Genomic DNA, 24103 nt, shown 5'->3' with positions numbered 1-24103 from the left:
TGAGCATCGGAATGAATGTTTTGACGAAATATTGCGAAGTTAATAGCAATTTATAAGAAAATTAGTAATAGCGAGCAGTTCAAGGAAAGACTCGAGTGAGGAGCAGAGCTTACTCATGTAAGTGAGCACCGCAGCGAAAGACTTGACGAAGGAATGCGAAGTTAGTAGTAATTTTCGGTAAAAATATCTGGTGGCAATAACGTGAAGGCAACACCCCTTACCATTTCGAACAGGAAGGTTAAGCTTCACAGTGCCCATGGTACTGCAGGGGAGGCCCTGTGGGAGAGCAGGTCGTCGCCAGGTAAATATATGGATCTTTAGCTCAGTTGGTTAGAGCAACCGGCTCATAACCGGTTGGTCCGGGGTTCGAGTCCCTGAAGGTCCACCATATGGGGGTATAGCTCAGCTGGGAGAGCATCTGCCTTGCACGCAGAGGGTCAAGAGTTCGAATCTCTTTATCTCCACCATACGAGTAACAATTTGTTACTCTTTTTTTAGTTATCATATATAGCGCTTAATATTCGTCTGTTGACTGAAAAAGTTAAAGTTTTAAATCCTTTTAAAGACCAAAAGTTATGTCTATTTTTGGCCTATTTTTTATATATTTATTTTTTTATATATTGAGTAAAATCAAATTAGTGTGAAAATTTATTTGATTTTAGCAGGGATTTTAAGTTGTAAGTAGAATATATAAACTAAGTGCAAAGTAAGAGGAGGAATTGCTTATGAAAAATTATTCAACAAAATATTTAAGAAATGTAGGAATTATTGGTCACAGTGGATCTGGGAAAACTACATTAACAGAAGCAATACTTTACTATACGAAAGCTACAGATAGATTTGGGAAAATTGAAGATGGAAATACTGTTAGTGATTATGACACTGAAGAAAAAAAGAGAAAAATATCTTTATCTACATCAATAGTTTCTTGTGAATATAATGATGTAAAGATAAATTTAGTTGATATGCCAGGATATTTTGATTTTATAGGAGAAACTGTGGAAGGATTAAGAGCTGTTGATACAGCAATGATTGTTGTATCAGGTGTATCAGGAATACAGGTAGGGACAGAAAAATCCTGGGATTATTTAAATAAGAACAATTTACCAAGAGCCTTTTATGTGAATAAGCTAGATAGGGAAAATTCTAATTTTGGAAAGGTGATGGAAGAATTAAAGCAGAAATTTGGTATATCTGTAGTACCTGTTCAGTATCCTATAGGTAAAGAAAGCGATTTTAAAGGTGTTGTAAACGTTATTTCAAGAAGAGCTAGGATATTTAATAGTAAAACTAAAGCTATGGAAGAAGGGGATATACCTGAAGATATTTTAGAAAAAGTAGATGAATGTAAAAATATGATAATGGAAGCCGTAGCAGAGACAGATGAAAAACTTTTAGATAAATATTTCGATGAAGGTACTTTAAGCGATGAGGATATATATGAGGGTTTAATAAAGGGGTGTTCAAAGGGAGAAGTAGTGCCTGTAATGTGTGGTTCTGCTTTAACTGGAATAGGAATAGAGACTTTTATTGAAGATATAATTGAATGTTTTCCATCACCAGAAAATATAGAGCCTATTAAAGTTATAGATATAAAAAATGACTCTGAACACACTATAAAAATAGATGAAAAAGAACCTTTTTCAGCATTTGTTTTTAAAACTATAGCGGATCCTTTTGTTGGTAAATTATCTTTGTTTAGAGTTATAACGGGAAAGTTGAAATCTGATATGACAGTGCATAATGTTAAAAAGAACAAAAATGAAAAAATGGGATCCATGTATTTTCTAAGAGGTAAACAGCAGATTCCTGCCTCTGAAATAACGGCTGGGGATTTAGGCGCTGTATCTAAACTACAATTTACAAGTACGGGGGATACACTATGTTATCCTAAGTCCTCTGTGATATTTGAAGATATTAAATTTCCGCAGCCTGTAATTTCAATGGCAGTTTTACCTAAATCTAAAAATGATGAAGATAAAATATTAAACGGATTGAATAAGATGGTAGAAGAAGATCTTACTTTTAAAATATCTAGAGATACGGAAAATGCAGAGGTGATAATATCTGGATTGGGCGAGACTCATATTGATGTAATATCATGTAAATTAAAATCTAAATTCGGTGTGGAAGTTGTTTTACAGGAACCAAAAGTACCTTATAGAGAAACCATAAAGAAAATTTCAGATGTTCAAGGGAAACACAAGAAGCAATCAGGAGGACATGGACAATATGGAGATGTGAGAATTAAATTTGAGCCCAGGACTGATGGGGAAGATGATTTAGAGTTTGTGGATAAAGTAGTAGGAGGGGTAGTACCTAGACAGTATATACCAGCAGTGGAAAAAGGTCTAAGGGAGTGTGTAAATCATGGAGTATTGGCTGGCTATCCTGTAATAAGATTAAAAGCCACACTTCATGATGGCTCATATCATCCTGTAGATTCATCAGAAATGGCATTTAAAGTTGCAGCCTCACTAGCATATAAAAAGGGACTTATGGAAGCTGAACCAATATTATTGGAACCTATTGAACATGTGGAGATATCTGTTCCCGAGCACTATATGGGAGATATAATTGGGGACATCAACAAAAAACGAGGAAAAGTACTGGGAATGGAGAGTTCAGAAGGAAATCAAATAATAATAGCCGAAGTTCCTCAAGCTGAAATGTTTAAATATGCTACAGATTTAAGATCCATGACCCAGGCCAGAGGAAGTTTTACTATGAGATTTGAAAGATATGAAGAGGTGCCAAGTTCTGAAGCAAATAAGATAATAGAAAATAAGAATAAAATAAAAGTTAAAGAAGGGTAAAATAAGTTAATAAAAGACTGGTGTACAATTAAATTTGTGCACCGGTCCCTTCAATCAAGTAACTTTATTAATTCTTCAAAAAATCTGCTGCCATCTGACTATAAACTGCTGCTCCTATAGGAAGACAGTTCTCATCAATAGTAAAATGATTGGAATGCTGGGAATACATCCATCCTTTTTCTTTGTTTCCACCGCCAAGTATCATAAATGTACCCGGTACCTTTTCAAGATATGAGGAAAAATCTTCAGAACCCATGATCTTACCTACCTGAATAATATTTTTTTCACCTATCAATTTGGCCACGGACTTCCTGGCAAATTCAGTGGATTTATCGTCGTTAATAGTGGGTTTAAATCCATCTTTATATTTAAAGTCATATTTGCAGCCATAGGCACTGCAGACACCATCTATTATTTTCTTCATCCATTTTGGCATCATTTTCCTGGAATTACTGGATAGAGCCCTGTTCATCCCTGTCATCTCAACTTTACCGGGAACCACATTAAATCTTTCCCCTGCCTTTACAGTTCCAACATTTATAACTATGGGATTCCTGGCATCGTTGAATCTGCTGACAATGGTCTGGAACCCTTCCATAATGGCTACTGCACAGGGCATTGCATCCACTCCCTGCCAGGGTGATGAGCCATGACAGGATTTACCCTCTACAGTAAGCTGCCATTCATCACCGGATGCCATAAAAGGTCCCTTTTGAACCACTACCTTACCCGTCTCAATCATTCCAAAAGTATGCATTCCAATAATCATATCCACTTTTGGATTTTCAAGTGCCCCATGCTCTATCATATAATCGGAACCGCTTGCGGCCTCTTCAGCAGGTTGAAAAATGAACTTTACACTGCCGTTTAATTTGTCTTTTAAAGCCGATAATATTTTTGCAGCCCCTAAAAGTTCCGCAATATGAGTATCATGACCACAGGCATGCATATAACCCGGATTTTTTGAACTGTATGGGAGCCCTGTATCCTCTGTAACTGACAATGCATCGATATCAGCCCTAAGTCCAATGACTTTTCCAGTCCCCTTTCCCTTTAAAAGTCCAATAACTCCTGTTCTACCTGTAGTAGCCACAGCTATACCCATTTTTTCAAGTTCACGGGCTATGATTTTTGATGTTCTCACTTCTTCAAAAGATGGCTCCGGATGCATGTGAAAATCCCTTCTGAGATCCACCATCCAGGGTTTAATTTTTTGAGCTTCTTCCATGATGGTCATTTTTATCATCTCCAAACTAGATAATTCTCATTAGAACCTTAAAATTATTTACTATACTCTCTTTATAAGGCATATTATTTAAGGTATCTTAAGGCTATTTTTTTATAAAATTTAATGGCATCCAAATATTTGCTTATTTCTATATATTCATTTGCTTGGTGTGCTATTGATTCTTCACCTGGACCATAAATAAATAATGGAAAATTGGTTTTTAATCCAGAAACAAATGTGGATGCATCTGTATAATATTTTGCTCCTTTAAATTTGTGTTCATAATTAAATAATTCATCTGCTGTAGATTGTGCCAATTCAACGAATGGATCATCCATTGAAGTTTCAACTGCTATTAAGTTATTTAATATTTTTAATTCAAATTTAGCATTGGAATTTTTTTCGATTTCTTTTATTAGGAATTTAATATCTGATATAATTTCTTGATGATTTTGTCCTGGAACTGTACGTATGTCCATTTGCATTTTACATATGTTAGGAACCATATTAGTCCTGATTCCGCCGGAAATAATAGAAATATTTAAAGTTGGCTCTCCAAGCAGGTTGTTTTCCTTATATTTAAATTTAAATCTGTTGTGGAGAATGTTTATTAAAGAATTCATATTTTCAATTGCATTAATTCCCTTATCTGGCATTGAACCATGTGCAGTTTTACCATAAGAAATCACCTCAAGCCATAATGCTCCTTTATGAGAAATAAAAATTTCATTGCTGCTTGGTTCTCCGATTATCATCGCCCCTATATTTTTTAAAATACCATCTTGTATTACTGCTTTTGCTCCAAGGCTATCAACTTCTTCACCTGCAGTAGCAGCTAAAATGAGATCACCTTCTAAAGGGATCCCCTCTTTAGCGATTTCAACCATAGCCATTGTTAAAGCAGCCAGTCCACCTTTCATATCTGATGCTCCACGGCCATAAAGACGTCCGTTTATTTCCTGTACCTCAAAAGGTTTGTATTTCCAGGGAATATCTCCTGGTGGTACTGTGTCCATATGTCCTGAAAATACTAAACTTTTTTTGTTACCATTTCCTTTAAGCTTTGCTATTAAATAAGCACGGTTTTCTTCTATAGGACGTATGGTTGAGGCGATGCCGTTTTCATTTAATTCTTTAGCGATTATTTTGGCAATTTGTTCTTCATTACCAGGAGGATTTACACTATTAGTATTTAAAAGCTCTTTAAGAAACTCAATTTGTTTTTCCATTTATATTCACCTCTTTCTTTTCATGTATTGTGAACGCAATACTAGTGGAAATAAGGCAGGCAACGACAAGAAAGGCAAATGCTATTCCAAACGAACCTCCAGCCATTTGAACTAGAAATCCTATTGCAATTGGTGAAATAAATCCTGCAATTTGACCGGCAAAATTAATAAGTCCGGAGGATGAACCCATTACCTCAGAAGGTAAAATATTCATTGGGAGAGCCCAAATACCGCCAAATGCCATGCAGACGAAGAATCCAGTAAAAGTTAAAAAAGTCATAGCTAATGCTTCATTTGGAGTTATATAAGTTAAGATTAAACAGAGAGCTGTAGATATTAAGGAAATTATAATTACAAAGCGGCGCTTACCGACAAAATATTTATCGGAAAAATAACCTCCTGCAACAGTTCCTATTGTTCCTGCGAAGAAAGGTAGTGATGCAATTATGCCCATCTTTACTAATTTAAAACCACGTGCATTTACTAAATAAGTGGGTATCCAGGAAGAAAACCCCCAAAACACTATGTCAAAAGCGAAAAAAGTAAAAAATATTTTCCATACCACAGGAAGTTTAACAACATCCCTAAAACTTAGTTTATTAGCTGAGCATTCTTCAGGGTCTTTTTCATTGATTATTTTTAATTCCTCAGGGGATATCATATTGCTATCTTCAGGTTTATTTCTTACAAAGTATAAGATTAATGCAACAACTATCATGCCTGGAATAAACAGAAAATAAAATACAGATCGCCAACTGAAGGCTGCCATAATTCCTACTACAAATAAAGGTGCAATTGCAGGACCTAAAGAGTTTGAAGACAGCATAAAAGAATTGGCGGTTGCCCTTTCTTTTTTTGGGAACCAGGTGGAAACGGTTTTCCACGAACCTCCCGGAAAACTGGCCTCACCCAGGCCAAATAGGAATCGAATGATCAACATGCTAAGCAGCGAAGTAGCCATACCAGTAAAGGCAGTAAATGCTGACCACCATGAAACGGCTATAGCCATGACTTTTCTGGCCCCAAATTTATCTGCCAGCATACCCCCTGGGATTTGAAAAAGTGCGTATCCTAAGAAAAATGCACTTATCACAACACCCATTTCAACTGATGTCAAATTAAAATCCTTAGCGATATATGGTATGGCAACAGTCATTACCATTCTGTCCATGTAGCATACAGTCCATGTGATAAATAAAATTAGTAAGATTATATTTCTTTTTTTTGGCATGCTTTTTCCCTTCCTTTAATTCATAATATTCTGGATTTTAGAACGCTAATATTAATATATTAGAATTGAACAGAAAAATGTATTATTTTTTTAGTAGTACATTTCCATTACCTTTATTGACAATCTTATTATTCTTTACTTCAATTTTCCCATTGACTAGTACATATTTTATCCCGTCAGGATAATGAAATGGATCATTAAATGTGGAATTATCAATGATTTTATTTTCATCAAATATTGTGATATCCGCTTTCATCCCCTGCAGTATCATTCCTCTGTCTCTAATTCCATATCTTTGAGCAGGGTATGATGTTATTTTTCTTATAGCTGTAGTTAGAGATATTAAATTTTCTTGTCTTACATATTTACCAAGTATTTTTGGAAATGTGCCATATAATCTTGGGTGTGGTTTGCCGCCATATAGTCCATCTGTTCCAACCATTCCTAATTCGTGTTTTAAAATAGTTTTTACATCATCTTCACACATCATATATACTGCCATTCCAACTGCACCGTCTTCTTTTATTAATAAATCACATACTACATCTATAGGTTCTTTATTCATTTCGTCTGATAGCTGTTTAATGGTTTTCCCTAAGCATTTCTGGCTATTTTTGGATTTCACTGAAGTTATAAGTATTCCGTCCCACCCGCCTAGATTAGCATAATTGTCCCAACCGGCTTTTGAAGTCAGCCCATCCACGGGAGACTCCCCGTTTATCTGCCTATTGACTTTAACCCTGATATCTTTATCTGAAATTCTTGCTTTCATTTTTTCATTTCCCCCATCGAGAACCCATGGAGGCAGAACCTGTCTTAACATGGTACTGCATGAATCATAAGGATATTGATCAAAGGTTATGTCAAATCCATCTTCTCTAGCTAGCTCAATCATTTTGATAACTTTATCTATGGATTTATGCCAATTATTTTTTCCACCAGCTTTTAAATGGGAAATTTGAAAGGAGACTCCGGTTTCTTTGGTTAGATTAATTACCTCCTGCACTGAATTTATCAAATCATTTCCTTCATTTCTCATGTGTATTCCTACCACACCATTATTTTCAGCAACTATTTTACAGGTTTCTATCAGTTCTCTATTAGTTGCAAATACTGTTGGGACATATATCATACCTAGAGACATACCGAAGGCTCCTGACTTCATAGATTCATCGATAATTTGTACAATTTTTTTTATCTCATCATCATTGGGTTCTCTACTGTCAAAACCCATTACCATAAGCCTTGCGGCTCCGAAAGTTACCAAATATCCAGCATTAATTGACGGTTGCTTTTTTTCAACTTCTTTTAGGTATTGTTCTAACGTATTCCAGTTGAAGTGAATTTCAGGATATTCTCCGAATATTCCATAAATATAATTTCTCCAATTTTCTTTGTCTTCGTTTTTTATTGGGGCAATTCCTATTCCACACTGGCCGTTTATTTCAGTTGTTACACCCTGCATTAATTTCTCTGAGGCCGTTGGTTCACCAAGTATCCTTAGATCTCCATGGGAATGTGCATCGATAAAGCCAGGACAAACAATGAGATCTTCAGCATCAACTATTTCATTTGCATCTTTTTCTGAAATATTTCCTATGTGAGATATAGTATCGCCTATTATGCCTATGTCTGCTTTATACCAGGGATTTCCGCATCCTGATATGATCTTTCCATTTTTTATTACAATATCGTACAATTTATAAACCCTCTTTCTAATAACTTATTTGGTATATCTTATCACTAGCATATAGCATTTACACTGTTCCAATAATATAAAAATAATGGCTGAGTTTTGTACTACTCAGCCATCTCCATTAATTTTAAGGATATGGTTATATTTATTCTTTCTTCAGAATTTCTGAGATCAACATTTAGCAGTTCATTAATTTTATTAAACCTATATTTTATAGTATTATAATGTAAATACATTTTTTCAGAAGTAACCTTAAGGTTCCAATTGTTTTTTATTAAATAGTATAGTGTATTTAGCAAATCTCCATTATTTTTTTTATCGTGATCTATTAATTCCTGTAAATTAGATAAATAAAAATTTTTTGCAGCATTACTTTTATATATTAGCGACAATAATTTATATATACCAAGTTCATCATAAGAAATTACGTTATTACACTTGTATATAATTCGTCCTAATTTTACTGCCATTTTAGCATTTTTATAGCTTATATGAGAATTCATTACTGATGATTCATAATTTCCAATTCCTATAGTAGCTGTAAAATTGGTTTTTTTTAGTATGTTTGCATTTATTTCTCTGCATATTTTTTTTAACTTGTTGGAAAATTTTAATTTATCTTTATATATAGGCTTAATTAATAAGGTAAGGCTATCATTGAATGTAGTATAGGGAACTTCTTTAAAATATTTCTTTAAAATTTTTATTGCAGATTTAAATATGATTAGTTTTGTATTTTCAAGACTATAATTCATTTTTTTGTTCTTTATTTTTAGATAATTCATCTTGAAATTATCTATATCTACAATAATAGATATTATCCCTGCGTCAAAATTCCAATTATAGAGTTTGGATCTATTTTTTACTTCTTCACTTGTTTTTATATTATTTGTTATTAAGTCTCTTACAAATTCATTTCTATATTTTTCTTCTATTTGCATGTTGGATATTTTTTTTTGAATATCGAGTTTTAATACCGTACTTGCGTGTTCTACAACCATTTTATTGTATTCAGACACATATTTATTTTTTATTTTTTCGTTGGATATAATAATATATCCATAATTTTTTTTATCTATATTTATTGGATAATGATCATATAACGACAAAATTTTATCTATTTCAAATGATTTAATGTCATTAAAGAATTTGGAAAACTTATCCAAATTTGAATTGACGTATTTTTTATCAAAATATGTATCATAAAATGCAACATCGATTTTCAATATATTTCCCAGGGTATCAACTATTTGTTGTGTGTTACCTCCATTTATAACAAGAGAAGTAAATGATCTATGAATATTTTCGGAATACTTTAGTTTTAGAGCTTGTTGATTTATAATTAAAGAAAGTACAGGATTTATAATGTCTATAAATGCACAATAAGAAGGTATCTGTATTATTGGAAAGGATAGGTTGTCAGCTGTTTTGAGCACTTTATCCGGGAGTGCATCGATAAACCTGTTGAGTTTTATGCCAAATGCAGAAGCACCTGAATTTTCAATTTTAATTATCAATTCTTCAATTTTATTAGGTACATATTTCATCCAGTAACCAGTTGTAATAAAAAATTCGCCGCCCTTTAGCCATTTATACATATCTGGTGCTTCCATGACAGTGACGGATTTAACCCTTCTGTTTGTTCCATCATGTCCTGCTAATATTTTAAAGTCAGAGAAACTTTTAATTTTAAGCATATTTTCAACTGTTATTGACATATAATCTCCCCCTTTTTTATTAATTGTTCTATTTTTAATATATAATATATGTTGGAAGTTTTCTATTTATAAATTTTGATTGAAATCCTGTAGATAGGGTAAAAGTAAAGTTATCTGATATATTTTCAAATTTTTAAGCTTATGTATATTTTGGCTGTTTAGAATAAATAATAATTTTGTTAATAAGTACTTAATCTACAGGAGATAGATAATATGTCTGAATATAAAATGAATATAAAAGGGAAGATTGTTTTAGAGGATTATAGTAGTGTATATGATTATATGTCGATAATAGGGGAAAATGACAATTTGACGATAGAGATAGATGGAGATGATGATGAAAATAAAGAAATAATATGCAATATGCTGAAGAATAAAAAATTTACTGTTAGCTTAAATGAAACTTGTGATGGAAAGCGGCGTTACATAAAAGCATTTAAAATGTAGGGAATAAATTAAAAAAATAAAAATTGTATGGTATAATAAAAAATTATAAGAACTATGTCGTATGTAAAATAATGTTAAACTGTTGATAAGGGGAGAAATGTATGATTAAATTGTATATGACAAGGCATGGAGAAACATTGTGGAATACTGAAATGAGAATGCAGGGTAGAAAGGATTCACCTCTTACTGAGAGAGGAATTCGACAAGCTAATTTATTAAGAAAAAGATTGGAAAATATTGATTTTAGTGTGGTGTATTCCAGTCCGTCGGGTAGAGCAATAAAGACTTCAAAAATATTAGTAAATTCCAAAAATATACCCATAATAAAAGATGAAAGGCTTATGGAAATAGATTTAGGAGAATGGGAAGGTTTTGATCAAAAACAAATTGAGAAAAAAAACTCAGAACAGCTTCATAATTTTTGGACTAACCCTAAAATTTATGAGCCAATTGGCGGCGAGAAATTTGAACAGGTGAGAGCAAGAATAATACCCTTAATTAAAGAAGTTATAAATAAATATGAGAGCAAAAGTGTATTATTTGTAACTCATGCTGTGACTTTAAAGATAATAATGTCATATTTTCAGGGTATGTCTTTGGATGAGTTATGGCATACACCCTATATTCATCAGACGAGTTTGAGTCAAGTAAATATACAAAATGGACAAGCTACGGTTGTGTTATATGGGGATTTGTCACATTTAGGGAAGGTGAAAAAGGTAGAGACAATATAAATTGCAATTAAAATTAATATATATTTTAAAAAATGGATAAAATATCAGATATATTGAATATATGAATGTAAATTGCTTAATATTAGCTTATATAGAAGTTGATTAAAAGGGATATAAATAATATTATTAAATAAAGGTCAAAGAAAGTCAAAGTCAGAAGGTGATAAGGTGGCAAGACTGTCAGATATAATAGAAGAATTTATAAAAGATATGTTTAATAATAGCGATGAAACTCAGCTTCAGATTGGAAGAAATGATTTGGCCAACTATTTTAGTTGTGCTCCTTCCCAGATAAATTATGTGTTGACTACTAGATTTACTATGGATAAAGGTTATTATATAGAAAGTAAAAGAGGTGGCGGCGGATGTATAATTATAAGAAAGATTGAGTTTAATTGCAATAAAAATTTGCTTAAAACCATAATCAGAAAGATAGGAGATAGTATAACTTATAATTCAGCTGTAAAGATCATAGAGGGATTATTTGAAGAGGAAGTAATAACGGAAAGGGAAAATATGATATTAAAGACTGTAATAAATGATAGGACGTTAAACAATGTTCAACTTGAGAGCAAGAATAAATTGAGGGCAGAGATATTAAAGGCAGTTATGGTGCTTATATTTAATACACCTAAATTTGTTATTAATAGATAAATATGTGATATAATAAAATTGTGTTAAAGTAATAACAATATATATGGGAGTGATAATGTGCTTTGTGATATATGTAAAAAAAATGAAGCTACAGTTCATATAACGAAGATAATAAATGGTTCCAGACGGGATATTAATTTATGTGAAAAATGTGCCATGGAAAAAGGGGAACTTAATTTTGTACCTCAGATAGATTTTGTATCTCCATTTAGTTTCCAGAATATATTAGGCGGAATTATGGATTATATGATAAATGCCAATAACGAGCAGTATAAGAGTTTTGATATATCCTGTAAAAATTGTGGAACTTCATATAATGAATTTAAAAAAACAGGTCTTTTAGGATGCAGCGAGTGTTATAAAAACTTTAGCAATATTTTAGGCCCAATTATTAAAAGAGTTCAGGTTAATTTAGATCATAAAGGGAAAATACCAAAAAGAGCTGGAAAAAATATGATTAAAGAGAAAAAGCTTTTAAAATTGAAAGCAGATCTTAAAAATGCAGTGTCTCTAGAAGAGTATGAGAAGGCAGCCACAATAAGAGACATGATAAAAGACATAGAGGGACAAAATGGGCAAAATAAAGATAACAGAAAGGAGGATTAGCTGTGGACAATTGGATTACTACTTGTGATAATAAGGAAGATTTGGTTATAAGTAGCAGAATGAGGCTGGCGAGAAATTTGGCTAAAGTTCCTTTCCCTCGTAAATTAAATGTAGAAAGGAGCAGGGATGTAATAAAAGGTATAGAAAATGCTTTTTATACTTCACCGGAAATTAGACAGGAATTTAAAACTAATTATTTATGGGAAAAAAATAATAATGAGAGGCAGCTTTATCTGGAAAAACATCTTATAAGCAAAAATTTAATAGAAAATAGTGATAAAACCGCTTTTATTCTCAATGATAAAGAAACCGTAAGTATTATGATAAATGAAGAGGATCATGTAAGAATTCAGTGTATAACAGCAGGATTAAATTTAGAAGAAGCCTATAGCTTAAGTGATAAAATTGATGATCTTCTTGAAGAAAATCTAGAATATGCCTTTGATGAAAAGTTAGGTTATTTGACAGCATGTCCTACTAATATTGGCACGGGATTGAGAGCATCTGTTATGCTGCATCTGCCGGCACTTTCACTGAATAATCAAATGAATGGACTGTTGAATGCATTGGCCCAGGTTGGAATGACCATTAGAGGATTGTATGGTGAAGGCTCTAAACCTGTGGGAAACATATACCAGATTTCTAATCAGATAACTTTAGGACGAAGTGAAGAAGAAATATTAAGCAGCTTAAAGGCTATAGTTATTCAGGTGATAAATGAGGAGAAAATTTCCAGAGGCAGTCTTATGAAAAAATATAAATATGAGCTGGAGGATAGAATTTATAGAGCACTTGGTGTATTGAGATCAGCTGTACTTTTAAATTCAAATGAATGCCTGAAGCTTTTATCCGATGTAAGATTGGGAGTAGAGATGGGAATAATTAATGATGTGAATAAAGTTACATTAAATGATCTTTTAGTGAATATACAACCGGCTGCTATACAAAAGCAATATGATAAAAATTTGTCGAGTAATGAAAGAGATTTTAATAGAGCAAAGCTCGTTAGAGAAAAATTGGCTGTAAATACAGCCCAGTAAAAGGGAAGGTGAATTTGGTTATGATGTTTGGAAGATTTACAGAGAGGGCACAAAAAGTGCTGATCTACGCCCAAGAAGAAGCTCAAGCGCTTCAACATGGATACGTGGGTACGGAACATGTACTTCTTGGTATATTAAAAGAAGATGGAATAGCTAAGAATCTTTTAAATAATATGAATATTACTATTGAAACAGTGCGAAGCTTTATAGAAGAATATGAGGGCAGAGGAGAAATAGATCTATATAACAAGGAGATTCCACTTACCCCTAGGACAAAGAGGCTTTTAGAATTGAGTTTGTTTGAAGCTAGAAACTTGAATCATAATTATATTAGCCCGGAGCATATTTTGCTTGCGCTAATTAGAGAGTCAGAAGGTGTAGCTTTTACTATTTTAAATAATTTAGGAGCAGATTTCAATAAGCTTAGAAAAGAGCTCGTAGATGCGCTTTCAGGAGAGCAGTCTTCAAATTTAAATGGAACTAAAAAGGAAAAGGGTGAACCTACTCCAACGCTTGATCAGTTTGGCAGGGATTTGACTGATATGGCAAGAGAAGGAAAATTGGATCCAGTAATAGGCAGAGAGAAAGAAACTCAAAGGGTTCTTGAAATATTGAGCAGAAGAACTAAAAATAATCCTTGTTTAATAGGAGATCCTGGTGTAGGGAAAACTGCCATAGCAGAGGGACTTGCAGAAAAAATAGTTTCAGCTAATATTCCTGAGCTTTTAAAAGGGAAAAGAGTGGTCACATTGGATCTTTCCTCCATGATAGCAGGTTCAAAATACAGAGGAGAATTTGAGGAAAGACTTAAAAAAGTTATGGAAGAAATAAGAAAATCAGGTAATGTAATATTGTTTATTGATGAAGTTCATACTATAATAGGGGCAGGAGCAGCTGAAGGTGCTATAGATGCATCAAATATATTAAAGCCTGCTTTAGCAAGAGGAGAAATTCAATGTATTGGAGCTACAACTATAGATGAGTATAGAAAGTATATTGAAAAAGATTCTGCTCTTGAGAGAAGGTTTCAGCCTATATTAGTAGGGGAACCTACTAAAGAAGAAGCTGTTTTAATATTAAAGGGGTTACGAGATAAATATGAAGCACATCATAGGGTGAAGATAATAGATGAGGCTATTGATGCCGCAGTAAATTTGTCAGATAGATACATTACGGATAGATATTTGCCAGATAAAGCCATTGATTTAATTGATGAAGCGGCTGCTAAGGTGAGAATACAAAATCTGGTTGCTCCACCTGATCTAAAGAAAAAGGAGGAGGAACTGGAAAAGATAACTAAGGAGAAAGAAGATTCTATTAGAGTTCAGGATTTTGAAAAAGCGGCTAAATTAAGAGACGAGGAAAAGAAATTAAAGGATAAATTAGAGGGATTAAAAACTAATTGGAAAACTAAGAAAGAAGTATCCACCCTCATAGTTGGAGAACCGCAAGTTGCATCGGTTGTATCTCAGTGGACTAATATTCCAGTGGAAAAATTAACTGAAAAGGAATCGGAGAGACTGTTGAATTTGGAAAATATTCTCCATAAGAGAGTAATAGGACAGGACGAAGCAGTTAAATCCATATCGAGGGCAGTTAGAAGAGCTAGAGTGGGACTTAAAGATCCGAAAAGACCTATAGGTTCATTTATATTTTTGGGACCTACTGGTGTTGGAAAAACAGAGCTGTCAAAGGCATTAGCTGAAGCCATGTTTGGTGATGAAAATAACATGATAAGAATTGACATGTCCGAATACATGGAAAAACACACTGTATCTAGACTTATAGGCTCTCCCCCAGGATATGTGGGTTATGATGAAGGCGGCCAGCTTACTGAAAAAGTAAGGCGGAATCCATATTCAGTGGTATTATTTGATGAAATAGAAAAAGCCCATCCTGAGGTATTCAATATACTGCTGCAGATACTTGAAGATGGAAGATTGACGGATGGTAAAGGAAAGACTATAAACTTTAAAAATACCATAATAATAATGACATCCAATGTGGGGGCATCTACTATAAGAAAACAAAAATCCATGGGATTTGCAATTGAAGATGAAAGCACAAAGGAAAGTCAATATGAAAAAATGAAAGATAATATAATGGAAGAACTTAAAGATTCTTTTAGGCCTGAATTTTTAAATAGAATTGATGATATAATAGTTTTCCATCAATTGGAGAAAAAAGATTTATTACAAATAGTAAAACTCATGTTGAAAAGTGTTTCTGCAAGGCTTATGGATCAAGATATAAAAATTAATTTTACTGAAGAAGCCCAAAAATTATTGGCAAAGGAAGGTTTTGATATAACCTATGGTGCAAGACCGCTGAGAAGAGCTATAACGAAAATTGTAGAAGATAAACTTTCAGAGGAAATGCTTAGAGGAAATGTCAAAAAAGGAGATAATGTAAAGGTAGATGTAAATAATGAAGAATTATTTTTCGACAAAGTTAATTAGGAGTATCTTTAACTAGATGATTCTTGAAGCTATTTTAAAAAGATAAAAATTAAACTTTATGCCTTGTAGGCATAAAGCTTAATTTTTATTGAAATCTAAACATTTTTTACAAAAGTAGTTAAAAATGTTGTATGATCATGTTTTAATATGAAAGGAGACAATTGAGTGGCAAGAAAAAAAACTGTTTTTACGTGCCAGAAATGTGGATATCAATCTCCAAAATGGCTCGGGAAATGTCCTAGTTGTAACAGTTGGAACAGTATGGTGGAAGAAATTAAGTCCCCTCAAATAGAATCTTTTAAGCATTTAGGATTTAGCAGTACACCTAAAAGTATAAATAATATAAAATCAGGTGAATATGAAAGACTTGATACTGGTATAATGGAATTGAACAGAGTTTTAGGTGGAGGTATTGTGAGGGGATCTATTACACTTATATCAGGTGCTCCAGGAATAGGAAAATCCACATTACTTTTGCAAACTGCCAGTAATATTGCCAAAAGATATGGAAAAGTATTATATGTTTCAGGAGAGGAGTCCGAAGAACAGATAAAAATGAGGGGGGATAGGCTTAAGGCATTATCTGATGATCTCTTTATAGTTTCCGAGACTAATTTGGATAAAATAGAGGAACATGTACAAAAAAATGAACCCATATTTGTAGTTGTAGATTCTATACAGACTTTATTTAAAGAATCTATTAGCTCAGCACCGGGTAGTGTGTCTCAAGTAAGAGAAACTTCTAACGATATTATGCGTATAGGGAAAGAAAATAATATATCCTTTTTTATAGTGGCTCATATTACTAAACAAGGGGAACTAGCGGGACCAAGAGTGCTTGAGCACATGGTAGATACTGTGTTATCTTTTGAAGGTGAAAGAACAGGGGAGTTTAGAATACTTAGAACTGTTAAAAATCGTTTTGGTACTACCAGTGAGATTGGTGTATTTGAGATGATAGAAAACGGACTTAGAGAAATAATGAATCCTTCTGAAGTGTTTTTAGAGGAAAGGACATCTCAGAAAGAAGGCTCCGTTGTTATAGGTATAATGGAGGGTAAAAGACCTATTCTGGTTGAAATACAGGCTTTAGTTAGTCAGACCAAGGCTATTATTCCCAGAAGGACAGTGGTTGGAGTGGATATCTCCAGGTTGAATTTAATTTTGGCAGTATTGGAGAAGAAGCTTAAAATACCGTTTTACAATTGTGATGTTTATGTAAATGTGGTAGGAGGCCTTAAAATAGATGGTACTTTTGGTGATCTAGGCCTTGCAATTGCTCTTATATCCAGTGCTAAAGCCAAAGATATATTATTGGATAATTTTTTGGCCGTAGGTGAAATTGGTCTCACAGGTGAGGTTAGACCTGTATCCTATTGTGGCAGGATTGTAAATGAAGCGGAAAAAATGGGATTTAAGAATATAATAGTACCAGATAGAAGTAAAGAAAAAATAAATATTAATGGAATAAATATCATAGGAATATCTTCTTTGAAGGAGGTATTGAATAAAGTTTTTTAATTAGGGTGATAATTTTGAGATTGGAAAAGGAAAAAGAACTTAAAAGTATATTAAAACTCTTAGCACCAGGGACTCAGCTTAGGGAAGGGCTCAGAAATATATTGAAAGCGAAAACTGGTGGACTAATAGTATTAGGAGACAGCGAACAGATATTAAAAATTGTAGATGGTGGATTTACTATTAATTCAGATTACAGCCCCTCTTATATATATGAACTTGCAAAGATGGATGGAGCTATAATACTCAGCAGTGATTTAAAAAAGATACTATATGCAAATACTCAGCTTATTCCAGATTCAAGTATTCCGACTTTTGAGACTGGCACGAGACACAGGACTGCAGATAGAGTTGCAAAACAGACTGGAGCCATAGTTATAGCAATTTCTCAGAGAAGGAATGTTATAACTATATATAAGGGGTATATTAAATATGTACTTAGAGATAGTAGTGTTATGCTAGCGAGAGCTAATCAGGCTCTCCAAACTTTGGAAAAATATGTATCCGTGTTGGATAGGGTGGTTAGCAATCTCAATATTCTTGAATTTCAGGATATAGTTACGCTGTTTGATGTAATGACTGCTATTCAGAGAACTGAAATGGTAATGAGAGTGGTTTCTGAAATCGAAGTATATATATGTGAATTGGGAAATGAGGGAAGGCTGATTTCCATGCAGTTAAACGAACTTATTAAGGGAGTTGAGCGAGATGGAATATTTATGATAAGAGATTACTGCCAAAGTGATATGGATTATGATGATATATATAAGCAAATTCAAGGCATAAGTTCAGATGAACTGTTGAATCTTGATTTTATATCTAAAGCACTGGGGTATGTGGGAGTACCTCTTGTAGATACATTGATATCCCCGAGAGGATACAGAATGTTAAGCAAAATTCCCAGAATACCATCTAATGTAATAGATAATATAGTTAAAAACTTCAGGGAACTTAAAGGAGTTATGGAAGCATCCTATGAAGATCTTGATAAAGTGGAAGGTATAGGTGAAGCTAGAGCCAGAGCTATAAAAAATGGACTTAGGCGGCTTAGAGAGCAGATCATGGTAGATAATAAGCTTTAGCACAAAATAAATATAGTCATATTATTTTGTGCTAAAAATTATCTAAAAGAGTATTTACCAAGGGTAGTTATTTTATCATATTCTTTTAAGAGTATATCGTATAAATTTAAATCCAGTGCATTGCACAGTGATGTAAGATAGAATAAATTATTACCTATCTCATTTTGTATTACATCCCTGCAATTATCACATAATGTCCCTTTTATTTGTGTACTCAAACATGTTTTTAAAGATTCAATATCCATATTAGTATTTTCAAGTATATTTTGCTTTTTAGCGCAAACTTCTATGCAACCGCAATTTGTAACGGATTTTACAATTGCTCTATTTATTCTGGCATTTGACTCTTGAAGTTTAGTTATTATATCTAAAATACTTTTGTGCCTTAATAATGACTCATTTACAGTGTTCTGGAAATCATCAAAGATTACATCTTTCATTAAGTTCAACTCCTTATATAAATTTAGCATATTATCTACAAATTTAATTGTAGTTTTAGATGATCTTGTTAGGTGGAAACTTATCTTATTTATTATATAATAAACCAAGAATAATTTTATGAATAGGGGGATTAGTATGTAAAAAATGGACAAAATTGTTTATGGATCTCAATTTTTGATATAATTATATAAGGGATAATAAATAAATTAAATTATTCATATTAAATGAATAATTTATTAAATAAAGCTAACTTTATTGAAAAAATTATTTTCTTAATATATATTAATTGTTAAAAGGATTGTTAAAAGAAAATATAATTTAATTAGTATAGAGGAGGTGAGTCTATTGTTAAAAAAAATACTTAGAGGACTTTTTACAATAATAGGCTTAATATTAGGATATCTTGTGGGAAAAAGTGCCATAGATTCCACTTATTTTTCCACAATAAATTATTTATATGACGGTCCTGTAAAAAAAATTTTGTTTTTAATTATATTGACGGCAATTTTTGGAATCATAATGTTTTTAATATCGCCATGGATTAATTCTGTTATTATGAAGGTAATGGACTATGTTGAGAAAAGTCTTCAAAAAATTCCTGCAACTGAGATACTATTTGGGGTTGTAGGGGCATTAATAGGACTTCTTGTGTCAGTGGTGTTTCTGGATCTGCTGTCTAAGGTTCCAATTGTAGGTGCTATATTGGCGGTAGTAGTAGCTATACTTATGGCTGCATTGGGTGCCAATATTGCCATACGAAAGAGAGAAGAATTTATGTCTTTGATTTCTAATATAAGTTCTCGAAGGTTTCAAAGTGGTAAAGAGAAGAAGAATAGAAATGAACATAAGGGATATCCTAAGGTTTTAGATACATCTGTCATAATAGATGGAAGAATATTTGATATATGTCAGACTGGGTTTGTAGAAGGACCCCTTGTCATACCTAATTTTGTATTGGCAGAACTGAGACATATAGCTGATTCTTCAGATGGATTAAAGAGAACTCGTGGTAGAAGGGGATTGGACATATTAAATAAAATTCAAAAGGAATTAAATATTGATGTAATAATATATGAAAAAGATTTCCCCGAGATAGAAGAAGTGGATAGTAAGCTTTTAAAGCTTTCTCAAGTTTTGAATGGAAAAGTTGTTACCAATGACTATAATTTAAATAAAGTTGCAGAATTCCAGGGCGTTCCAGTTCTTAATGTAAATGAATTGGCAAATGCAGTGAAGCCAGTGGTTCTTCCAGGAGAGGAAATGAAAGTGCAGATAATTAAAGATGGTAAAGAATCAGGACAGGGTATAGCTTATTTGGATGATGGGACAATGATAGTCATAGAGGGAGGTAAAAAATCAATAGGAGAAACAAAGGATGTGGTAGTTACATCTGTTTTACAGACAGCAGCGGGAAGGATGATATTTGCAAAGCAAAAAGGAGATATATGATCTATGAGCAAAAACTGTGCTGTTATTGTAGCAGCTGGCAGGGGAAAAAGAATGAAAGGTAATGTCAATAAACAGTTTATTTATATTAAAGGTAAGCCGCTGTTGTATTATTCTATAAATGCTTTCAATAAGAATTCTTTCATAGATAATATTGTAGTGGTTTGCGCAAAAAATGAAATTGAATACTGCAGAAAGAATGTAGTTGAAAAATATAATTTGAATAAAGTTAAAAAGATAGTTGAGGGGGGAAGAGAACGTCAAAATTCAGTGTTTAATGGATTAAAGGCTTTGGAGAATTGCGATATTGTTTTAATCCATGATGGAGCAAGACCTTTTGTAACTGAAAAGATTATTAAAGATGGAATAAGATATGCCAATATGTATGGAGCATGTGCCTGTGGAATGAAACCCAAGGATACGATAAAGAGTAAAGGCAAAAATGGATTTTCCAAAGGTACTTTGAGTAGAGAAGGACTTTTTTTAGTTCAAACCCCTCAATGTTTTAAATATGATTTGATTTATGATTGCCATAAAACAGTTATTGAAGAAAAAATTCAGGCTACTGATGATACCATGGTGGTGGAGTATTGTAGGAATAAGGTTTATTTATATGAAGGAAGCTATGATAATATAAAGATAACTACACCTGAGGATTTAAATGTGGCAGAGAGTATGTTGGAGAATATAGAAGAAGGTCATTAATGTGAATTGAGATATATAATTGTTTATGTAAAGGCTATTATCTATTATAGGGAAAGACTCCACCTAAACATAACAGATACTTGATAACTTGGAAATAGGAGATTGAAATGGAAGATAATTTATTTGATGTGAAATGGGATAGCAGCAGTGTAAAGCAAATAAGCCCTCTGACACTTGCTTTTGTGGGAGATGCAGTATATGAAACATTTGTGAGAATATATTTGGTGTATAAGTATAGAGATATGCAAGTGCATAATCTTCACGTGAAAGCCGTAAAATTTGTAAAAGCTCATTCTCAAAGTGAGATTATAAAGAAATTGGAAACACAGTTATCTGAAGAGGAGATGTATTTCTTTAAGAGAGGGAGAAATGCTAAGTCGGGAACGGTTCCTAAAAATGCAGATGTACAGGAATATAGATTTGCTACTGGATTTGAAACTCTAGTGGGTTTTTTATATTTAACAGGAAGATTGGGTAGATTGAATTTTTTATTTAGATCTATAATTATGTTAGAAAGCGAAGGGAAATTTTAAACGGCTTTGTTTACTGGGAAATGTTATCAGGAGGATAAAAGCTCAAAATAAAAATAGAAAAGGTATGGTTATGAAAAATAAATTTAATGTTAAAAAATACAAAGATATTAGTAAAAAGGCAAATTTAAATGATAAAAGTAATTTTAGAGAAGATTTAATAGAGGGAAGAAATGCAGTTATTGAGGCTTTGAAATCTGATAATGGCAAAACTATAGAACAAATATTTATTGCAGAGGGAAGTATATCAGGATCTTCAAAAGTCATAATTGCCATGGCAAAGGAAAAAAATATAGTAGTAAAGAGAGTGGATAGAAGAAAATTAGATAAGATTTCGGAAACGGGAGCTCACCAGGGGGTAATTGCTCAAGTAACCCCATATAAGTATTGTGAAGCTGAGGATATATTAGAATATGCTAAAAAAAAGGGAGAGCCTCCTTTTATAATTGTATTAGATGAAATAGAAGATCCTCATAATTTTGGTTCTATAATAAGAACTGCAGAAATATGTGGTGTACATGGAATTATAGTTTCCAAAAGAAGAAATGTGGGTATTACACCTGCTGTGTATAAGTCTTCTGCAGGAGCAGTAGAGTATATGAAAATATGCAAGGTTACAAATTTAAATAATATAATAGAAAAACTTAAAAAAAGAAATATATGGGTATATGGTGCGGATATGAATGGGCAGAGCTATTGTTTTGATGTTGATTTTAATGGAGCTGTTGCTTTGGTTATAGGAAGCGAGGGAAGGGGAATATCAAAATCAATCAAAGAAAAATGTGATATGTTAGTAAAAATACCTATTTATGGCAATATAGCTTCATTGAATGCTTCTGTGGCAGGTGGTATACTTATGTATGAGATATTAAAACAAAGAGTAAAAAGTGATAAAAATTGAGAAATATTTTCGTAGATGGATATAATGTAATAAATAGCTGGCCCCAATTAAATCATATAAAAAAGTATAGTTTTGAATCTGCAAGACATGAACTTATAGAAATGTTGAGCAATTATGCAGTTTACAAAGGATATAAGATTTTTATAGTTTTTGATGCCCATATGGTTATAGGAAGCTTGGGGAAAAAAGAAAAAATAAATAAGAATGTTATAGTAGTGTTCACCAAGGAAAGTGAAACTGCAGATTCTTTTATAGAAAAAACAGTGAATAATATAGGACGTAAAAATGAAGTTTTTGTAGTTACTTCTGATTCTTTAGAACAGCAAGTTACTTTTCAAAGGGGTGCGGTGAGAATGTCTTCTATTGAATTTTATCATGAAGTTAAGAATATAGAATCAAAAATAAAAAATAAAATTCAAAATAAATATTCGGAGAAAAAACATACTCTAGAAGACAGGATAGAAAAGGATATGCTGGAAAAACTTGAAAAGATTCGTAAAAGTCACTAAAAATCTATTGACTGTAAATTTATTTCTAATGTATAATTAAAATGTGTGGTTTATATTTGTTTTGGAGGGGATATCTTGGAGAGTGCAGGTCTTAATAGTAAACAAATTTCCCCCTTTGCAGAAAAATTAGATGAAGAAGTAATTGTTGAAGCTAAAAAAGGGGACGTAAGGGCTCAAGAATATTTAATAGGTAAATATGAGAATTTTGTTAAATCTAAGGCAAAATCATATTTTTTGATTGGAGCAGATAAGGAAGACATTTATCAAGAGGGCATGATAGGCTTATATAAGGCTATAAGAGACTTTAAATCGGATAAACTGTCATCGTTTAAAGCTTTTGCTGAGCTTTGTGTAACCCGACAGATAATAACAGCTATAAAGACTGCTACTAGGCAGAAGCATATTCCGTTAAATACATATGTTTCTTTAAATAAGCCTATATATGATGAAGAATCTGATAGGACATTGCTGGATGTACTATCAGAAGCTAAAGTAGCAGATCCAGAGGAACTTATAATTAGCAGGGAGGAATTAAATCACATACAAAATGAGATAGGTGAGGTATTATCGAGTTTAGAAATGGAAGTGCTTATGTCATATCTAGATGGTAAGTCCTATCAGGAGATTGCATGTGATTTAGACAGGCACGCTAAATCTATAGATAACGCACTGCAGAGAGTTAAAAGAAAGTTAGAAAAGTGTTTAATTAATAAATAGAAATTACATATTGACAAAAAAATATACTTGTATTAAAATTGATAATCGGTATGTGACTTTTGATATATAATAGAGGTTTTATGGGCGGAAGTAGTTCAGTGGTAGAACACCAGCTTCCCAAGCTGGACGTCGCGGGTTCGAGTCCCGTTTTCCGCTCCAAGTTAAATTGCCCATGTAGCTCAGTAGGCAGAGCGTCACCTTGGTAAGGTGGAGGTCACCAGTTCAATCCTGGTCATGGGCTCCAATAATACATGAGTTTTTTACAACACACCAGGGTAAGTTTACTTTAATAAAATGTGTTATAAACAAGGAGGAAGAATAATGTCAAAAGAGAAGTTTGAAAGGACGAAACCGCACGTAAATATAGGAACGATAGGGCATGTAGATCATGGTAAG

General features: G+C 32.8%; 21 protein-coding genes, 4 tRNA genes and 1 rRNA gene. 20 read left to right on the top strand and 6 right to left on the bottom strand.

Translation table 11 applies throughout. The features are described from left to right. Nucleotides 1-186: 186 nt before the first annotated feature. The 4 genes from rrf (at nucleotide 187) to fusA (ending at nucleotide 2816) form a co-directional block, all read left to right on the top strand. Nucleotides 187-303, top strand: a 5S ribosomal RNA gene (gene rrf, locus LN736_RS17270). An 8-nt stretch (nucleotides 304-311) separates the two neighbouring features. Continuing rightward, nucleotides 312-388 (top strand) — tRNA-Ile (locus tag LN736_RS17265). Between the two features lie 3 nt (nucleotides 389-391). Further along, nucleotides 392-467 (top strand) — tRNA-Ala (locus LN736_RS17260). 258 nt (nucleotides 468-725) lie between these two features. Further along, on the top strand, nucleotides 726-2816 hold the full coding sequence (fusA, locus tag LN736_RS17255; RefSeq protein ID WP_179978360.1) for an elongation factor G: 2091 nt from the start codon (nucleotides 726-728) through the stop codon (nucleotides 2814-2816). A 67-nt stretch (nucleotides 2817-2883) separates the two neighbouring features. Here the strand turns inward: fusA and LN736_RS17250 are convergent, their stop codons facing one another. The 5 genes from LN736_RS17250 to LN736_RS17230 form a co-directional block, all read right to left on the bottom strand. Then, the gene (locus LN736_RS17250) at nucleotides 2884-4053 is read right to left on the bottom strand and encodes a M20 metallopeptidase family protein (protein WP_229982077.1); all 1170 of its coding nucleotides are present in this window, start codon (nucleotides 4051-4053) and stop codon (nucleotides 2884-2886) included. Between the two features lie 74 nt (nucleotides 4054-4127). After that, nucleotides 4128-5273: an ArgE/DapE family deacylase gene (locus tag LN736_RS17245; protein WP_179978362.1), complete on the bottom strand. Its 1146-nt coding sequence runs from the start codon at nucleotides 5271-5273 to the stop codon at nucleotides 4128-4130. Next, entirely contained in the window at nucleotides 5257-6504 is a 1248-nt protein-coding gene (locus tag LN736_RS17240; RefSeq protein WP_179978363.1) for an MFS transporter, read from the bottom strand. Before LN736_RS17240 ends, LN736_RS17245 begins: the two co-directional genes overlap by 17 nt. Nucleotides 6505-6586: 82 nt before the next feature. Beyond that, a complete protein-coding gene (locus LN736_RS17235; RefSeq protein ID WP_229982076.1) occupies nucleotides 6587-8203 on the bottom strand; it encodes an N-acyl-D-amino-acid deacylase family protein in 1617 nt (538 codons plus the stop codon). Between the two features lie 101 nt (nucleotides 8204-8304). Further along, nucleotides 8305-9918 carry a PucR family transcriptional regulator gene (locus LN736_RS17230; protein ID WP_229982075.1) on the bottom strand — a complete coding sequence of 538 codons (1614 nt, stop codon included), beginning with the start codon at nucleotides 9916-9918 and terminating at the stop codon, nucleotides 8305-8307. 213 nt (nucleotides 9919-10131) lie between these two features. Between LN736_RS17230 and LN736_RS17225 the strand changes: the two genes are divergently transcribed. The 8 genes from LN736_RS17225 to disA all read left to right on the top strand — a co-directional run bounded on the left by LN736_RS17225 (nucleotide 10132) and on the right by disA (nucleotide 18458). Beyond that, nucleotides 10132-10365, top strand: coding sequence for a hypothetical protein (locus tag LN736_RS17225; protein WP_150357972.1), 234 nt, complete (start codon nucleotides 10132-10134; stop codon nucleotides 10363-10365). A 101-nt stretch (nucleotides 10366-10466) separates the two neighbouring features. After that, nucleotides 10467-11099 (top strand): histidine phosphatase family protein, encoded by a 633-nt coding sequence (locus tag LN736_RS17220; protein ID WP_150357971.1) that lies wholly within the window; start codon nucleotides 10467-10469, stop codon nucleotides 11097-11099. Nucleotides 11100-11267: 168 nt separating this feature from the next. Then, nucleotides 11268-11753: a CtsR family transcriptional regulator gene (locus LN736_RS17215; protein WP_150357970.1), complete on the top strand. Its 486-nt coding sequence runs from the start codon at nucleotides 11268-11270 to the stop codon at nucleotides 11751-11753. Between the two features lie 57 nt (nucleotides 11754-11810). Beyond that, nucleotides 11811-12359: a UvrB/UvrC motif-containing protein gene (locus tag LN736_RS17210; protein WP_150357969.1), complete on the top strand. Its 549-nt coding sequence runs from the start codon at nucleotides 11811-11813 to the stop codon at nucleotides 12357-12359. A gap of 2 nt (nucleotides 12360-12361) precedes the next feature. Beyond that, nucleotides 12362-13399 carry a protein arginine kinase gene (locus LN736_RS17205; protein WP_150357968.1) on the top strand — a complete coding sequence of 346 codons (1038 nt, stop codon included), beginning with the start codon at nucleotides 12362-12364 and terminating at the stop codon, nucleotides 13397-13399. 20 nt (nucleotides 13400-13419) lie between these two features. Then, nucleotides 13420-15858, top strand: a complete 2439-nt coding sequence (locus LN736_RS17200; RefSeq protein WP_150357967.1) for an ATP-dependent Clp protease ATP-binding subunit — start codon at nucleotides 13420-13422, stop codon at nucleotides 15856-15858. Between the two features lie 165 nt (nucleotides 15859-16023). After that, a complete protein-coding gene (gene radA / locus LN736_RS17195) occupies nucleotides 16024-17379 on the top strand; it encodes a DNA repair protein RadA (protein ID WP_150357966.1) in 1356 nt (451 codons plus the stop codon). A 14-nt stretch (nucleotides 17380-17393) separates the two neighbouring features. Beyond that, the gene (gene disA / locus LN736_RS17190; protein WP_150357965.1) at nucleotides 17394-18458 is read left to right on the top strand and encodes a DNA integrity scanning diadenylate cyclase DisA; all 1065 of its coding nucleotides are present in this window, start codon (nucleotides 17394-17396) and stop codon (nucleotides 18456-18458) included. Between the two features lie 38 nt (nucleotides 18459-18496). On the opposite strand, the gene LN736_RS17185 is transcribed toward disA, so the two are convergent. Continuing rightward, on the bottom strand, nucleotides 18497-18898 hold the full coding sequence (locus LN736_RS17185) for a nucleoside triphosphate pyrophosphohydrolase family protein (RefSeq protein WP_150357964.1): 402 nt from the start codon (nucleotides 18896-18898) through the stop codon (nucleotides 18497-18499). Between the two features lie 346 nt (nucleotides 18899-19244). On the opposite strand from LN736_RS17185, the gene LN736_RS17180 reads away from it, so the two are divergent. From LN736_RS17180 to LN736_RS17145, 8 genes are all read left to right on the top strand, one after another. Next, nucleotides 19245-20348, top strand: coding sequence for a PIN/TRAM domain-containing protein (locus tag LN736_RS17180; RefSeq protein WP_150358928.1), 1104 nt, complete (start codon nucleotides 19245-19247; stop codon nucleotides 20346-20348). A gap of 3 nt (nucleotides 20349-20351) precedes the next feature. After that, nucleotides 20352-21050: a 2-C-methyl-D-erythritol 4-phosphate cytidylyltransferase gene (gene ispD, locus LN736_RS17175; RefSeq protein ID WP_150358927.1), complete on the top strand. Its 699-nt coding sequence runs from the start codon at nucleotides 20352-20354 to the stop codon at nucleotides 21048-21050. 107 nt (nucleotides 21051-21157) lie between these two features. Beyond that, on the top strand, nucleotides 21158-21583 hold the full coding sequence (locus LN736_RS17170) for a Mini-ribonuclease 3 (RefSeq protein WP_150358926.1): 426 nt from the start codon (nucleotides 21158-21160) through the stop codon (nucleotides 21581-21583). Nucleotides 21584-21653: 70 nt separating this feature from the next. Then, complete coding sequence (gene rlmB / locus LN736_RS17165) at nucleotides 21654-22481, top strand: 23S rRNA (guanosine(2251)-2'-O)-methyltransferase RlmB (protein ID WP_229982074.1); 828 nt, start codon at nucleotides 21654-21656, stop codon at nucleotides 22479-22481. Beyond that, the gene (locus LN736_RS17160) at nucleotides 22478-22990 is read left to right on the top strand and encodes an NYN domain-containing protein (protein WP_150358924.1); all 513 of its coding nucleotides are present in this window, start codon (nucleotides 22478-22480) and stop codon (nucleotides 22988-22990) included. Before rlmB ends, LN736_RS17160 begins: the two co-directional genes overlap by 4 nt. Before the next feature lie 75 nt (nucleotides 22991-23065). Then, complete coding sequence (sigH, locus tag LN736_RS17155; RefSeq protein WP_150358923.1) at nucleotides 23066-23707, top strand: RNA polymerase sporulation sigma factor SigH; 642 nt, start codon at nucleotides 23066-23068, stop codon at nucleotides 23705-23707. 84 nt (nucleotides 23708-23791) lie between these two features. Next, nucleotides 23792-23866: transfer RNA gene (locus LN736_RS17150), tRNA-Gly, on the top strand. Between the two features lie 9 nt (nucleotides 23867-23875). Further along, a tRNA-Thr gene (locus tag LN736_RS17145) sits at nucleotides 23876-23951 on the top strand. Nucleotides 23952-24103: the final 152 nt, after the last annotated feature.

The organism is Clostridium aromativorans, assembly GCF_020908015.1.
Classification (GTDB): domain Bacteria; phylum Bacillota; class Clostridia; order Clostridiales; family Clostridiaceae; genus Clostridium_B; species Clostridium_B aromativorans.
The sequence above is the reverse complement of the archived record's forward strand: the minus strand, read 5'-3'. Positions and strand labels throughout refer to the sequence as shown.